Consider the following 13,277-nt stretch of genomic DNA (forward strand, 5'->3'; position numbering starts at 1 on the left):
ATCATCCAGGCACACGCCGGCCTCATCGTCAACGTTGTCCAGGCCGTGCAGAACCCGGAACTGCGCCCGCAGCTCGACCAGCTGCTGCGCACCAGCGAGGAAAACGGCTGGGGTGCGCTGGTCGCCACGGTGCGGCGCATCCTCGATGGTTCACGCGACCTCAGCCTACTGGCCGGACTCGACGAGGAGGACCACGTCATCGCCGAGGCGATTCTGCACGGGCTGCAGGATCCAACCAGCCTGCCTGACCCTAACGCCCGCCCCGACCCGGTTCTCGCCGCTCCTGGTCTGGCCGGCATGATCCACGCCTGTACCCGAGGCGACGTTCAGGCCCTCGAGCTGCTCTCCCAGATGGCCGAACAGATGACCCGAGTCGGCGGCGACATGGGGCGCATGGGTGGACTCATGCGCCGCCTCGTCGAAGGCGAGCGCGATCCCGACGTGCTGCTCAAGGGGATGGGTGCCCAAGGCGAATCGCTGGTGCTCGCCGTGCTCGATGAACTGGGCAAGCTCGAAGCGCACTGATCCACTCCGTCAGCCGACCAGCGATCGGAGTCCGATATCTCCCAGCCACAGCTCTTGCAGCACATTGTCCGCATCCCATACGGGACAACAGAAGGTCAGGCAGAAATCCTCCGTCGCCCGTGACAGATACACGCTGGACAGGTAGGCCGCGCACCCCGGCCGAAGCATGGTGAAATAGGGACGATCCCCCCGATACACCCCCACCCCGCCGCGCTTGATCGAGCCTCTCATCGCGGGATTGACCCAGTTCACGCCACACTGCATTCCTTCGCTGTCGACCCGGAACACCAGCTCGAATTCTGGATGATCCGCAAACCAGGCATCGACCGCCTGACCGCTGGCCAATGCAGGGAAACTCCGCAATGCGCGCTCCAAATGTGCATGCCAGGCAGGCAAGCCATCAACCCCGGCGCGCGGCACCATGTGCAGAGGTTTGCCCTCCACCACGATGACGCTGCCTTGCCGATTTTTGCCCAGGCGTTTGAGCTGTGCGGCGCGCGCACTGGCACCGACGCTGTCCGTCACGCGGACCTCGGCGCCGGTAATCACCGCGACCGACAGCGTCGCAACCGGATAGCGCCCTCCACTCTCCGTACTGAAGTAGCCGCGCTGGAAATCGTGCTGGTCATACAGGTAGATGGCCAATTCGTGGAAACGGGTGATAAGCCATTCGAGGGCCTCTTCCACTTCACCGTGCGTCGAGGCCGGAGCCACCATGAGAAAATCGTCGCCTCCGATATGCCCGAGTTCCACGCCCGGCAGCGCAGCCGCGGTCTTGCGCAGAATTTCCGCCAACAGGTAGATCATCGCGTCACCGCGCACGAAACCGTAGCGATCATTGAAGGCCTTGAAATGATCCAGGTCGAGGTAGATCAGATGCAGCCATTCCTCGCCGGCGAGCCGGTGGTCGATGAGACTCCGCAACACCGGGCCGGTCGGCAGATTGGTCAGGGGGTGAACGCTGGACGGCACACCCGCCTTGGTCAAATGATCCAGCGCCCCCAGCAGCGCCAGCGTACCCATGTAGCGCCCCGCATCGTCTGTCACCACCCACGGCTGGTTACGGCCGCCATTTTCGTACAGGCGTCGAAACAGACTATGGGCATTCGCCGTAGCTCCCAGGATATGCTCCAGGGCCTTGGCATAGCGCCCCACATTCCCTCTGCCGACACAACGCAGCAACTTACGGTCCAGGTATCCGACCGGACGTTCGTCATCCAGCACGACAATGAATTCCAAGGCCGTATCGGAGCGAAAACGGCGCTGCGCGGCATGAATACCGTCATGCACCGACACCACGGATCCGGGCACGAGAAAATCCCCCAGACGCACCTGTGGCACGGGCGAGGCCGTTCTCGCAGCGGCAACCGTGGGCAACTGTCCTTCGGCAACCGGTTTCTCGTCGGGAGGCGCGAAGAAATAGCCCTGGGCATAGCTCACGCCGAGGTCGCAGCACAGCTGCACGTCCTGCTCGTCTTCCAGACCCTCCACCACCGTCGCGCATCCCAAACGTTGCGCCAAAGAGATGATCGCCTCAAGCATCACTGACCGCACGCGGCTGTTGTGCGCGCCATGCACCAGATCGCGGTCGATTTTCACGAAATCCGGCCTCAGCGCGCCAAGCAGACTCAGGCCGTTGTAGCCAGACCCCATATCGTCCAGCGCTATGCGCACTCCCTGAGCACGCAGTGCGTCGCAGGCCAAGGCCAGCATTTCAACGTCCTCAAAACGTTCGCTCTCGACGATCTCCACCACGATTTCCTGCGCGGGTACACCGCGCGCCCGTAGTGCGGCGAACAGCGGATGGCGATCGTAGTCCGCCTGCACCAGACTACAGGGCATCGCGTTGATGAACAGGGGCATGCCGGCCGGCATCAAACGAATCTTGGTCTCTATTGCGGCCAGTTGAGCGGCCACATCCATCGCCTCCAGACGCTTTGCCCGACGCGCCACATCGAATGCCTCGATCGCGCCGATCACCTCGTTCTCGCCGGTCCTGACACGGCACAGCGCCTCATAGGCGAACAAACGCCCTCCGCTCTGCAAATCGACGATCGGTTGCAACAGACTAAACAGGCTGTCCCCGAGATCGCCCTTGATCCACTCATGCTCGACCCAGGTATACAGCGTTTCCAGCGAAACCACGTGCGAAAGTGCCTCAAGAGGACTCAACGCGCCTTCGGCGTTACACAGCCACAGAACCTGAATCTCGCTACCGACCGACTGCGGCATCGTTCGACACAATTCCGCAAGCAGGCTGCGCAAACCGTTCTCGGCCACGTCAAAGCACCACAAACCGGCTGCCGCATCCAACAAATTCCCGTACAGCAGACAATCCTTCGGCACCTCATGAATACCCAAGCGAAGATAGAGCTGCCCGGCCTTCGAAATGTTATCCATTCATTCCCATCGCGCGGTATCGGAACATGGCGCGAGACGAAATCCATATCGTGTTCGAAGGATTATGTCGCTGAACTCATCGCCACGGGCCGGCAGGGAGCCGAACCGCGTTAATACAGAGCAAAACCCGGACCACCAAATACAGCCGGGTGTGTGATGAGGAAGAGCTATTGTCCCGGCAACTGGATAGTCATGCTTCCCGGGCTTCAACAAAGCTCTGAATCAAGGCGCGGCGCTTGGCAAAGAGCACGACGCCGGCTCGGGGAATGCTCCAAAGCGGGCGCACCATCGCAAGACCGTTCGCCCCACGATGGTGCAGAAGGCTTTCTGCCATGAATCAACTGCCGGACGAGGGGCGGGGGCAAGGAAACGAAACGGAGGAGATGTCAGCCCTCCGTCTGCTTGAGACTGTCCAGGGCGGAAATCAAGGCCCGGTCGACTACCGGCGCATCTTCGATAATGCGCGCACGCGTTTCACGCAACTCCGTCGCCAAGGCTTGCGGCGTCATCTCAACCACTTTCATTCCCTGACGATTGACGAAGAAGTACTTGTTACTGATGATGCTGCGCCAGGACAACTTGATCCGCTGCTCGAGGCCATTCGCATCGGTCCAGTCAAGCCACGTCCCCTCCTCCAGGCTTTCCGCGCAGTCCATGAATTCATCCAGGACCACTTCACCGGACTCGTCGCCGAGATTCGGCGTGACCGCCTCCGAACCGCGGAAACGGCCCTCGGCGATCATCCGTTTGATCTCGTCCGTCTTGCGCGCCATGAAACTCTTCTGGTCGAGTTCCGGCTCCGGTGTTGCAAGAACTTCCTCAGTCCGGTCAACGGAAGACAAGGCATCCGTATCCGTGTCCACGCTGACGGCGGGAAGCGGGCCAGAAACGCTTTCAAGGCCACTTCCGACCGAGGGGACAGCCTCTGCACCAGCAGCTGCATCTGAAGACGGCGCGGCTACGGCATGCCTCGACTCCGCGGGCATCGGTTCAGGCGCCGGTCGTCTTGCAATCCGCGCCAGACGCGAATGCTCCAGCGCGAGACATGCAAACAGGGCCTCGCGCTTTTCGGCCGGGACATTCAGTTTTTCCATGCCGTCTCTCAACGCCCGCAGGATGTTGGGCAGGGTATCCAGAAGCTGGGCTCGTGCCTCATCCGTCTCCTTGGGCATAAGACTCCAAACCAGCGTTGAAGCTATGTTCAGCGCCTTCATCCAAGGTGTCGATTCACTACCCGAACTCGCATAGATTCCGGCCATCAAATCGCGCCAGGGTCCACGTAGAAACGTTTCCACGGCATCCGGAACCCGGCTTCCCACCAACACTTGATCAATCGCGGCCGATGCCACGACACGTCCGATCTCACGATTTTCGCGGCGCATCGCCTGTTCGGCCTCGGCGCTTTCGCGCTCCTGCGCGGCGTGCTCTTCGGAATCAAGATGCGGCTCGAAATCCGCCAACACTTTTTCGAAGATCTGCGTATCATCCTCGAACTCGTCGACGACCCGATTCACCATTTGCTCGACGCGGGCAAGCAAGTCTTCGGCGCCCTGGCCGGCGCCCGGCATCCAGCCAATCCCGGCATGCGCCATCAGGTTGAGCAGGCGCCGGGCCGGATGATGTTTTCTGGTGAGAAAGCTACGGTCGAGCAGGGCGACCTTCACCATCGGAATCTGCAGGCGCGCAATCAAGCCCTTGAAAGGCTCCGGCAAGGCGGGATCTTCGAAGATGAAATCGAACAGCATCGCCACGATGTCGATGGTGTTTTCGTCAACAGGCGTGAACGCCTGCGTCCCCGCACCACCCGCACCCGCACCACCCGCACCGACCGCCTGGCGGAGTTCGTCCTTGAGCATGTCCGGCGCCAACGGAACAACGCCGCTATCCGCGGCATGGGCTGCCTGCTGCAATCGGGTCAAGGCTCCGACCAATTCGTGGCCGGAAACGATCAGCGGCGCGCCACCGGCATAACCGTAGCCCCCTCCTGGCCCCCGCCCCTGACTGCGAACCGACCCCAGGAACGCCTGCAAAGCGTCGGCCAGCTCGTCGTTGCCCTCATCCTCGTAATAGTCGTTTCCACCCTGTGCGGAGTTGCCGTTGCCGCCGACCGAAGCTCCGCCACGAGGACTACCTGCAGACCCTCGGCGGCTTCTGCCGCCAGAGTGCTCTTCAACGCGCAGATTCGGCAGCAAGCCTGCTTCACGCAACATGAGATTGAAGCCGCCGTACACATCACCCAGTTCGCCAACCACGAAGCGGTCGAACAGCTTGTACAGTACCAACTTGGGCTGGATCGACATTTCCAGCACCGCCGCTGCCTCGTTGAAGGCCTCGCATACCGTTCGCGGACCGATGGCGATATCGTCTTCGGCAGACGGCGCGGTCTGACTGCCAAGCGCCGCCAAACGCTGTCCGATCAGATAGAGGTCTTCCGAATAAAGGCGCTTCGCCTTGCCGGCCATGCCGTCTGTCGCCAGCCGTTGCTCGAGTTCATCGGTTTCGACGAGACTCAGTTCACCTTCATCATCGCCCCCGCCGGCTTGCACACGGTTCCTACTGCCCGGAGTCAGACTACGTTCGAATTCCTTAAGCACCCCCGCAACGAAGTCTCCTTCGATGCTGCTGCGCTTGAGGCGGATTTCCCTCATCGCTTCGAAATAGAGCGCCTGCTGGTGGTTGCTCTCGGCTTTGTCGGCACGCGCGAAAAACGCATCGTCGACGTTTTCCAGCATGACCCGGATGCGCTGCATAAGCGCATCACGAAGCTGCTCGCGCAGACGGGAGATGAGCTGGCCTCGCTGTACCGCACCGAGTCCGCCGCGGACAGGCGCGATTGCTACGACCTTATCCTGATTACCTTGCTGCATCGTTCACCTCACGCGCGGCCCAGCCTCAAAAGGGTATTCGTCCTGGGTGTCGCACCGATGGAGCCTCGTGCGTATTTTCGCATCCAAAATTATCGGCTTCGTTCAAGCCCGACTTAACACGCAACCGATACGCGGTTGCATTCGACCGACAAACGTAGCCCACGCTGACCATGGCATACATCATTCGGTATGATTATGCCTTTATACCATCATCGCCTGCGATGACCCGTAGTTCATACCCGGGTCGTCCGCCGAGCGGCATTATTCAACGCGCGAGCCTGACATGCCAAAGGCCTCCCAACACTGCAATGGAAGATAAACGTATGCTGTGCGCAACCCTGAGCAAAAGACGTACCAGCGTTCCCGTACGTATCGGCTCCGTCATCGTCGGCGGCGACACACCCGTCGTCGTGCAGTCCATGACCAACACCGATACCGCCGACACACTGCGCACCGCGATACAGGTGGCCGAACTCGCGCGGGCCGGCTCCGAGTTGGTACGCCTGACCGTCAATACCGAAGAAGCCGCCGCAGCCGTCCCCGAAATCCGCGAGCGCGTCGAGGCCATGGGATTGGCCGTACCGCTGGTCGGCGACTTTCACTTCAACGGTCACAAGCTTCTGACCAAGTATCCCGCTTGCGCCGAAGCACTGGGCAAATACCGCATCAATCCCGGCAACGTGGGCCGCGGCAAGAAGCGCGACGAGCAGTTCGCGCAGATGATCGAACTCGCCTGCCGCTACGACAAGCCCGTGCGGATCGGCGTCAACTGGGGCTCCCTGGATCAGGACCTGCTGGCGCGCCGCCTGGACGACAATGCGCGCAGCGCAGCTCCCAAGGAACTCGAAGAGATCACCCATGAGGCGCTGCTCGAATCCGCACTGTCGAGCGCGCAGCGAGCCGAGGAACTCGGGCTGGGGCATGACCGAATCATCCTCTCCTGCAAACTGTCGGGCGTGCAGGACCTCATCCGTGCCTACCGCGACCTGGGCGGCCGTTGCGATTACCCGCTCCATCTCGGTCTCACCGAGGCGGGCATGGGCGTGAAAGGCATTGTCGCCTCCACCGCGGCACTGTCCGTTCTGCTCGTCGAAGGCATCGGCGACACGATCCGCATCTCGCTCACCCCCGAACCTGGCGGGGAGCGCACTCAGGAGGTCCTGGTCGCCCAGGAGATCCTACAATCGCTGGGCATGCGCTCCTTCACCCCGCGCGTCATCGCCTGCCCGGGCTGCGGCCGCACCTCCAGCGACTACTTCCAGCGTCTGGCAGCCGAGATTCAGGAATTTCTCGTCCGGCAAATGCCGACGTGGCGCAGCACGCATCCCGGCGTAGAAGACATGAGCGTCGCCGTGATGGGGTGTGTGGTCAACGGCCCCGGCGAGAGCAGGCATGCCAACATCGGAATCAGCCTGCCGGGCAGCGGCGAAACCCCCGTCGCCCCCGTCTACGTGAACGGGGAAAAAACCGTCACCCTCAAAGGCGACACCATCGCGGACGAATTCAAGACTCTGGTCAGCGACTACGTGGAACGCCACTACGCCAACCCACATCGCGAAAGCGAATCGGCCTGAGCGGCCTCAGTCTGCAGCGGATTAAGGCCCGCGCGGGAATTATCCTGCGCGGAAGCTGTCGGATAGCCCTGACACTCATTCCGGTGTGCTCCGTCGCTGCAGCATCGGCAGCCGGCCTCCCCGGGCAATACCTAGTTAATACGCGATCCGCATGCCACGAATCAATTACTTGCCTCCTGCCCTGCAGCGACTGCTCCTGCTGTTGTTGCTGACAGCTCCTTTCCTTCCAACAAGCTACGCGGACACCAAGCCCGAGGGCGAATCACCGCTCTCCGCCAATCACTATCTGATCCCGAATTTCAGCAACCATTTACTGCAGGAAGGACGTCTCATCTACGGGGATCTGCTGGAAGCACGCGATGCGGAGCGCGCCAAGCACATTTTGGCCCTGCGTCTTGCGCTGGCGGACGCAAGCGGTCATCTGCTGCAACTGTCCACGCCACCGTCCCTCGCCGGTCTCAGGCAACAGATGGTCGCCGTACGTCAGGCACTTGCCGGCGACGGCGGAACGACTCCGGCCACGGCCTGGGCGGCACTCATCAAATCCATCAAACAACTGCCCATGCATCGGGCGGACCAACCGGCAAGAGTCCGTCTGCAGCGTACCGCCGAGCGAGGCCAGCAACTGACCGCACGGGGCGACCTTGCGGGCGCCCGGGTCGAACTGTCGAAACTCATCGGGGAAATCGAGATCACCTCGCACGTCTTCCCCATCACCACCGTACGCAAGAGCGTCGGCGATGCCGTCAAGGCAGCCTCGGCATTCACTCCGCACTGGAAGCAGGCGCACAAGGCTATCGCCCAAGCTCTCCGGGAAACCCGCTGGATAACCACCCCCGAAGCCGAACGCATGATCCACGCATTCGATGCGATGGTAGCGGCTTACGTCCAGTTTCCGGACTCCATCTCCAGGGCCCGCAATTCGCTGCAGCACGCCGTCTGGTGGTTGAAGTTCGATCGCCACCAAAGCGACGCATCGCTTCTGCAGGACCTTCGCCGGGCCGCGCGGCCGCATAGCGATCTCAGCCTACAGCGCATAGGTGAGCTGCAAACCCGCCTCGCCTACGACATTCACCATGACCGACTCATTGCCCTGCAGACGAACTAGAACCTTAGAGCCTGTTCACAACGACTATGCATCGCTCAATGGTGTGATCGGACCATGGGGCAGCGCTGCCAATCGCCTGTGGAGACATCTACTCGACGTCTTCTCGGGACCCGCTCAAAACGGGCCCCAGAAAATCAGCCATCCCTCAAACGGCCGCTTCGAGCCCTGACGCTCTATCGCCATTGACCCAATTCGCTTCAGCCGACCTGTTCGATCATCATTGCAAGCACCCTCAAAGGTGGTTGATTTCAACCAACACCTTGCCATATCCACCACCAATAACCCATATGAGGCCGCAGCCCGGCAAGCTATAAACCACCCGTACGGCCTGGCATGGTGCTTGCTGCCCAGCTCCGCACTCGCCGCACTGAACGAACACGCCTAGGAGCGATCGGATGTTGGAAAATTCATTATCCCTATTTATTTCACGGCTGGATTTCGCCTGGATCACCAGCATGCATATCCTCTATCCGCCGCTGACCATCGGTCTATCGCTGATGCTGTTTTTCGCCGAATGGCGGTGGACAAGAACCGAAGATGAGCAGTGGTATCGTCTGACCCGTTTCTTCGAAAAGCTCTTCATCATCAACTTCGGCGCAGGCGTGGCCACCGGCGTCACCATGGAAATGGCTTTCGGAATTCTCTACGGCCCGTTCTCCCAGGCTGCCGGCCCGTTCTTCGGCAACATTCTCGGCTACGAAACGATCACCGCCTTCATGTACGAAGCGGGCTTCATCGGTCTGATGATCTTCGGCTGGGGAAAGATCGGCCGCAAGATGCACCTGTTCGCCACTTTCAACGTCATGCTCTCCTCCAGCCTCTCGGCGATGTGGATCCTGGTGGCGAACTCCTGGATGCAGACGCCAACCGGCGTCGAACTCAAGAACGGGCTGTTTCAGGTCACCAACTGGGGCGCCGCCATCCTGAACCCCGATTTCCTCAAGGCCTTCCCGCATATGTGGATCGCCACGCTGGAACTGGCGCTGTTCTTCGTCGCCGGCGTATCGGCCTGGTACCTGCTCAAGGGACGCAACGTCGCGCTATTCCAGCGCGCACTCAAATACAGCGTACTCGCTGCTCTCGTCATCACACCGCTACAGATTTATCTCGGCGATAGCCTGGGTCGCGTGGTCGCCGAAGCCCAACCCGCCGCCCTGGCCGCCATGGAAGGCCACTACCACACCGAGATCAACGGCAAGGTCAACACCGGATGGCACATCCTCGCCTGGCCGAACGATGCCGAAGGCAGGAACGACTGGGCGATCACCGTGCCGCACGTGCTGAGCCTGCTCGAAACGCACACGCTCAACGGCAAGGTTCCCGGCCTCGACCAGTTCAAGCCGCAGAACCGTCCGCCCGTACTCGTGCCGTTCTATTCATTCCGCATCATGGTCGCGATCGGCTTCTTTCTGTTCCTGATGGCTCTATGGGGCGCATATCTGGCGCTGCGCGGCCGACTGTCGGTAGACCGAGTCGCGCAGAATAAATGGTTCCTGCGTCTGCTGGTGTTCAGTGCTTTCCTGCCCTACTTGGCGATCTGGACCGGCTGGTGGACCCGCGAGATCGCCCGTCAGCCGTGGATCGTATATCACCTGATGACCACCGCACAGGGCGTGAGCCACATGACGGCCGCCGAAGCCATATTCTGGCTTGTCGGTTTCGTGATCTTCGAACTCGGCGTGTGGATCGGCGCCTGGTACTTCTTCGCCAAGGTGATCCGCAAGGGACCCGACATGGACAGTCCGGTGGTCGAGGAAGGCCACGAGCAGCTCGGACATCTCGAGGCGCCCAGTCACGACGAAACCGCCGCGCCCGCCTACGTGCGCCCGGCCTGAGTCGACAAGGAGACGAACTGCATGGATTCTCTCACGCAAACACAGCAAATCATCACCTTCGCCTGGTGGCTCGCGCTCGGCCTCAGCCTGGTGCTCTACATCATCCTAGACGGCGCTGACCTTGGCGCGGGCATCTTCTCCCTGTTCGTGCGCGACGAACAGGAACGCGGTGCCATCATGGCCGCGATGGCCGGCACCTGGGACGCGAACGAGACCTGGCTCGTGGTTGCGGGCGGCGTGCTCTTCGGCACCTTTCCGCTGGTCTACGGCTCCGCCTTCCACTATCTGCTGATACCGCTGGCCTTCGCCCTGTGGAGCATCATCACCCGCGCCGTCGCACTGGAGTTCCGACATCATGCCGAGAGTAGCCAGCGTTTCTGGGACCGGGCATTCGGTATTTCCAGTCTGACCGCGGTGTTCTCCGCCGGTGTCGCCATCGGCGCCGTGCTCAAGGGTTTCCCCATGACCTCCGCCGGTCAGGTGCCGACCTACGTCGGCGGAGCACTGCGTTTTCTCAGCCCATTCAGTGTGTGGACCGGTATCGGCGCCGTAGTCGCCGCCTCGCTGGCCGGAGGCCTGTTCGTGCGCGCGCGCTTCGAGCCGCACTGCCCGATCCGCTCGCGTGCCGCCACCTGGGTCGACACCACCTTCTGGCTGGCGCTGGCGGCCGTGCTCGTCACCGTGATCTGGAGCGTGTTCGCGTTCCCGTGGGCTTCCTCCAAATGGCTGGGACCTCACGCCTGGGCCTGGGTACTGCTCGGTCTGGTCACCGTATACGCGGTGTTCCGCATGCGCCGCGCCTCCGCGCTGGGCAATGACCTGAACGCGATTCTCTGGCTCAATCTCACCATCGTGCTAATGTGGGGCGGGATGATGGCCACCATGTTCCCCTGGCTGGTGCCCGGCACCTGGACCATCTACAGCGGCGCCAGCCCCTCCGTGTCGCTGTTCACTTTCACGCTGGCCATGGGCGGATTCTTCCCGGTGATGATCATGTACAACTGGTACCAGATCTGGGTATTCCGCGCCCGTATCAACAAACTGGCCGCCTACGCCCATCATTAGGCATCCGACCCGCGCGGCGGCGCCGTGCCGCCACGCGGGCACTCCCGGCACATGTACATGAACACACGGACCCATCCCATGCTGCAGGCATTCTGGAATCTGCGAATGCTCGCATTGTTCCTGCTCGGGCCGATACTCGGCGTCGGTCTCGTAGGTATCATTTTCGGCCTGCCGCCGGGCCTCTATCTGTTGGCCGGAGCTGTCTTCCTACTCTCCCTAGGCATGCTGTTCAGCCTGGTCGTCACGGAACGTAGACGCATCGACACGGTCAACAGAACAGGCATGGATCGGCGCTGAACCTGCCGGTCGAATACACTACGCTGCCACATCCGTTCTCGCGCTCTCCCGAGCCGGACGCTCCACACACCAGCATCGGAGCCATCCATGTTCAATCGCGGCCCCAGCCACGCCTTGCGCCGCTTGGTCATGCAACCCTTGTGGCTGCCGGTCCTGATCACCATGACCGCGCTGATCAGTTCCATGACCGTGCTGGTGTTTATCATTTACGGTGGCCTGAACCGCGTCGCACCCTTGTACACCCACGCGAAACACGTCGCCGAACTTCGCAGCGTCGCCAACACGATCGAACACGACCGCGAAGAGCAAAGACTTCCCAGTCCCGCCACCGCCAGACAGCTGAACGAACTGACGCAAGGTACGCGTTGGTTCGCGCCCCGAACCCGAACCTGGCTCGAGCAGGCCGCAGCCGTCCTGCGCGATCGCAACCGACCCAAGGATCAGGCAATAGACCACGCCCTGCAGTGCCTGCGCCAAGCCGAGCAGGCGGAGAATGCAATCAGTCTCGGCATGATCGAGAAGGCCTACGATGCCGCGCGGCGCGCGCTGCAGCTCGCGCTGGCCACGTTGATCGCCTTTCCCCTGCTGGTGATCGCCTTTCTCTACGGCCTGCATGGGCGCCTCGTCGCACCGCTCGGACGCCTCGCAGACATGCTCACCATGCTTGCCGAGCGCAACTACCAACCGCTCGAAGAACGCGGCACGACGCCCACTCTGCGACCACTGCTATCGAGCTACAACCAACTCGTCGCCCGCCTGGAGTTGCTGGAGGAACGACATGCCGATCGTGAACGCGAACTCTCCGCAGCTGTCGACGAGGCGATGCGTTCCCTGCTGCTCACCCACTCGGCGCTCACCCGCGCCGAACGCCTCGCCGCCGCAGGAGAAGTCGCGGCCGGGCTGGCTCACGACCTGCGCAACCCCTTGGCCGGCATCCGGCTAGCGCTGCACAATCTCGAAAGCGACAGCACCGATCCGGACGCCACGGCGAGACTCCAACTGGTCGGCGGAGAAATCGACCGCCTCGTCGACACCCTCAACGGACATCTGGATCGCGTCCGCCATCGACCGGAAGCGCGAAGCACGATCCGCGTTGACGAGGCGCTACGCAATACAGCCCGACTGCAGGGCTTTCACTTCGGCGACAAGGTGCGCCTGCACGTCCGAGCCCCCGAAGATCTGCAGTGCAGACTGCCCGAAACCGGGTTCCGCCACACCGTGCTCAACCTGATGAACAATGCCTGCGAAGCATTGGGCAACGCGGGCGGAGAAGTTCGCATTAGCGCCGAAGTCAGGCAACGGGAATTGCACATCATCATCGAAGATGAAGGCCCGGGGTTTTCTCCACGGCTGCTGACCAGTGGCCCCCGTGCCTTCGTTTCCGAAAAGGATCGAGGCACGGGCCTCGGCCTGACCACCGCCCGGCGGTTCGCGCAGGAGTGCGGCGGTCGCCTGGAGCTTTCCAACCTGGAAAGCGGAGGCGCGCGCGTCCTGCTGGCGATTCCATACGGCTCCGAAGTTGGCATAACGCCTGAACCGATCTCGCATCTGGCACAATGACAGGTTCAAGTTAGTACATCCATCCCGCACCCGCAGTCCGAACAGC

Annotated in this window: 11 protein-coding genes; 7 read left to right on the top strand and 4 right to left on the bottom strand. The window is 61.8% G+C overall.

Features of this window, described 5'->3' with window-relative positions:
* Positions 1–525, top strand: a 525-nt coding sequence (locus P8014_RS03265; RefSeq protein ID WP_337815876.1) for a hypothetical protein, incomplete at its 5' end; no start/stop codon positions are given.
* A gap of 9 nt (positions 526–534) precedes the next feature.
* On the opposite strand, the gene P8014_RS03270 is transcribed toward P8014_RS03265, so the two are convergent.
* From P8014_RS03270 to P8014_RS03280, 3 genes are all read right to left on the bottom strand, one after another.
* Entirely contained in the window at positions 535–2,925 is a 2,391-nt protein-coding gene (locus tag P8014_RS03270) for a GGDEF domain-containing protein (RefSeq protein ID WP_337815877.1), read from the bottom strand.
* Positions 2,926–3,115: 190 nt separating this feature from the next.
* Complete coding sequence (locus P8014_RS03275; protein WP_337815878.1) at positions 3,116–3,259, bottom strand: hypothetical protein; 144 nt, start codon at positions 3,257–3,259, stop codon at positions 3,116–3,118.
* A 52-nt stretch (positions 3,260–3,311) separates the two neighbouring features.
* Positions 3,312–5,792 carry a DUF1631 domain-containing protein gene (locus tag P8014_RS03280; RefSeq protein ID WP_337815879.1) on the bottom strand — a complete coding sequence of 827 codons (2,481 nt, stop codon included), beginning with the start codon at positions 5,790–5,792 and terminating at the stop codon, positions 3,312–3,314.
* A 323-nt stretch (positions 5,793–6,115) separates the two neighbouring features.
* Here P8014_RS03280 and ispG point away from each other — a divergent pair, with 323 nt between their 5' ends.
* Positions 6,116–7,366: a flavodoxin-dependent (E)-4-hydroxy-3-methylbut-2-enyl-diphosphate synthase gene (gene ispG / locus P8014_RS03285; RefSeq protein WP_337815880.1), complete on the top strand. Its 1,251-nt coding sequence runs from the start codon at positions 6,116–6,118 to the stop codon at positions 7,364–7,366.
* Positions 7,367–7,517: 151 nt separating this feature from the next.
* Positions 7,518–8,474 carry a hypothetical protein gene (locus P8014_RS03290; protein WP_337815881.1) on the top strand — a complete coding sequence of 319 codons (957 nt, stop codon included), beginning with the start codon at positions 7,518–7,520 and terminating at the stop codon, positions 8,472–8,474.
* A gap of 232 nt (positions 8,475–8,706) precedes the next feature.
* Here the strand turns inward: P8014_RS03290 and P8014_RS03295 are convergent, their stop codons facing one another.
* A complete protein-coding gene (locus P8014_RS03295) occupies positions 8,707–8,931 on the bottom strand; it encodes a hypothetical protein (RefSeq protein WP_337815882.1) in 225 nt (74 codons plus the stop codon).
* Here P8014_RS03295 and P8014_RS03300 point away from each other — a divergent pair.
* The 4 genes from P8014_RS03300 (at position 8,930) to P8014_RS03315 (ending at position 13,231) form a co-directional block, all read left to right on the top strand.
* Entirely contained in the window at positions 8,930–10,309 is a 1,380-nt protein-coding gene (locus P8014_RS03300; protein ID WP_337815883.1) for a cytochrome ubiquinol oxidase subunit I, read from the top strand. The genes P8014_RS03295 and P8014_RS03300 overlap by 2 nt on opposite strands.
* Positions 10,310–10,330: 21 nt before the next feature.
* Positions 10,331–11,374: a cytochrome d ubiquinol oxidase subunit II gene (locus tag P8014_RS03305; protein ID WP_337815884.1), complete on the top strand. Its 1,044-nt coding sequence runs from the start codon at positions 10,331–10,333 to the stop codon at positions 11,372–11,374.
* A 57-nt stretch (positions 11,375–11,431) separates the two neighbouring features.
* On the top strand, positions 11,432–11,671 hold the full coding sequence (locus P8014_RS03310; protein WP_337815885.1) for a hypothetical protein: 240 nt from the start codon (positions 11,432–11,434) through the stop codon (positions 11,669–11,671).
* Positions 11,672–11,758: 87 nt separating this feature from the next.
* On the top strand, positions 11,759–13,231 hold the full coding sequence (locus tag P8014_RS03315) for a HAMP domain-containing sensor histidine kinase (protein WP_337815886.1): 1,473 nt from the start codon (positions 11,759–11,761) through the stop codon (positions 13,229–13,231).
* Positions 13,232–13,277: the final 46 nt, after the last annotated feature.

This window comes from Acidihalobacter sp. (genome assembly GCF_037381185.1).
Lineage (GTDB): Bacteria > Pseudomonadota > Gammaproteobacteria > DSM-5130 > Acidihalobacteraceae > Acidihalobacter_A.

What these genes read in the sequence shown, in the direction of transcription:
- P8014_RS03295 (WP_337815882.1), bottom strand. Translation starts at nt 8,931, where the DNA reads ATGCTGGTGATCCAGGCGAAATCCAGCCGTGAAATAAATAGGGATAAT.
- P8014_RS03280 (WP_337815879.1), bottom strand. Translation starts at nt 5,792, where the DNA reads ATGCAGCAAGGTAATCAGGATAAGGTCGTAGCAATCGCGCCTGTCCGC.
- P8014_RS03315 (WP_337815886.1), top strand. Translation starts at nt 11,759, where the DNA reads ATGTTCAATCGCGGCCCCAGCCACGCCTTGCGCCGCTTGGTCATGCAA.
- P8014_RS03270 (WP_337815877.1), bottom strand. Translation starts at nt 2,925, where the DNA reads ATGGATAACATTTCGAAGGCCGGGCAGCTCTATCTTCGCTTGGGTATT.
- P8014_RS03305 (WP_337815884.1), top strand. Translation starts at nt 10,331, where the DNA reads ATGGATTCTCTCACGCAAACACAGCAAATCATCACCTTCGCCTGGTGG.
- P8014_RS03275 (WP_337815878.1), bottom strand. Translation starts at nt 3,259, where the DNA reads ATGGCAGAAAGCCTTCTGCACCATCGTGGGGCGAACGGTCTTGCGATG.
- P8014_RS03290 (WP_337815881.1), top strand. Translation starts at nt 7,518, where the DNA reads ATGCCACGAATCAATTACTTGCCTCCTGCCCTGCAGCGACTGCTCCTG.
- P8014_RS03300 (WP_337815883.1), top strand. Translation starts at nt 8,930, where the DNA reads ATGCATATCCTCTATCCGCCGCTGACCATCGGTCTATCGCTGATGCTG.
- ispG (WP_337815880.1), top strand. Translation starts at nt 6,116, where the DNA reads ATGCTGTGCGCAACCCTGAGCAAAAGACGTACCAGCGTTCCCGTACGT.
- P8014_RS03310 (WP_337815885.1), top strand. Translation starts at nt 11,432, where the DNA reads ATGAACACACGGACCCATCCCATGCTGCAGGCATTCTGGAATCTGCGA.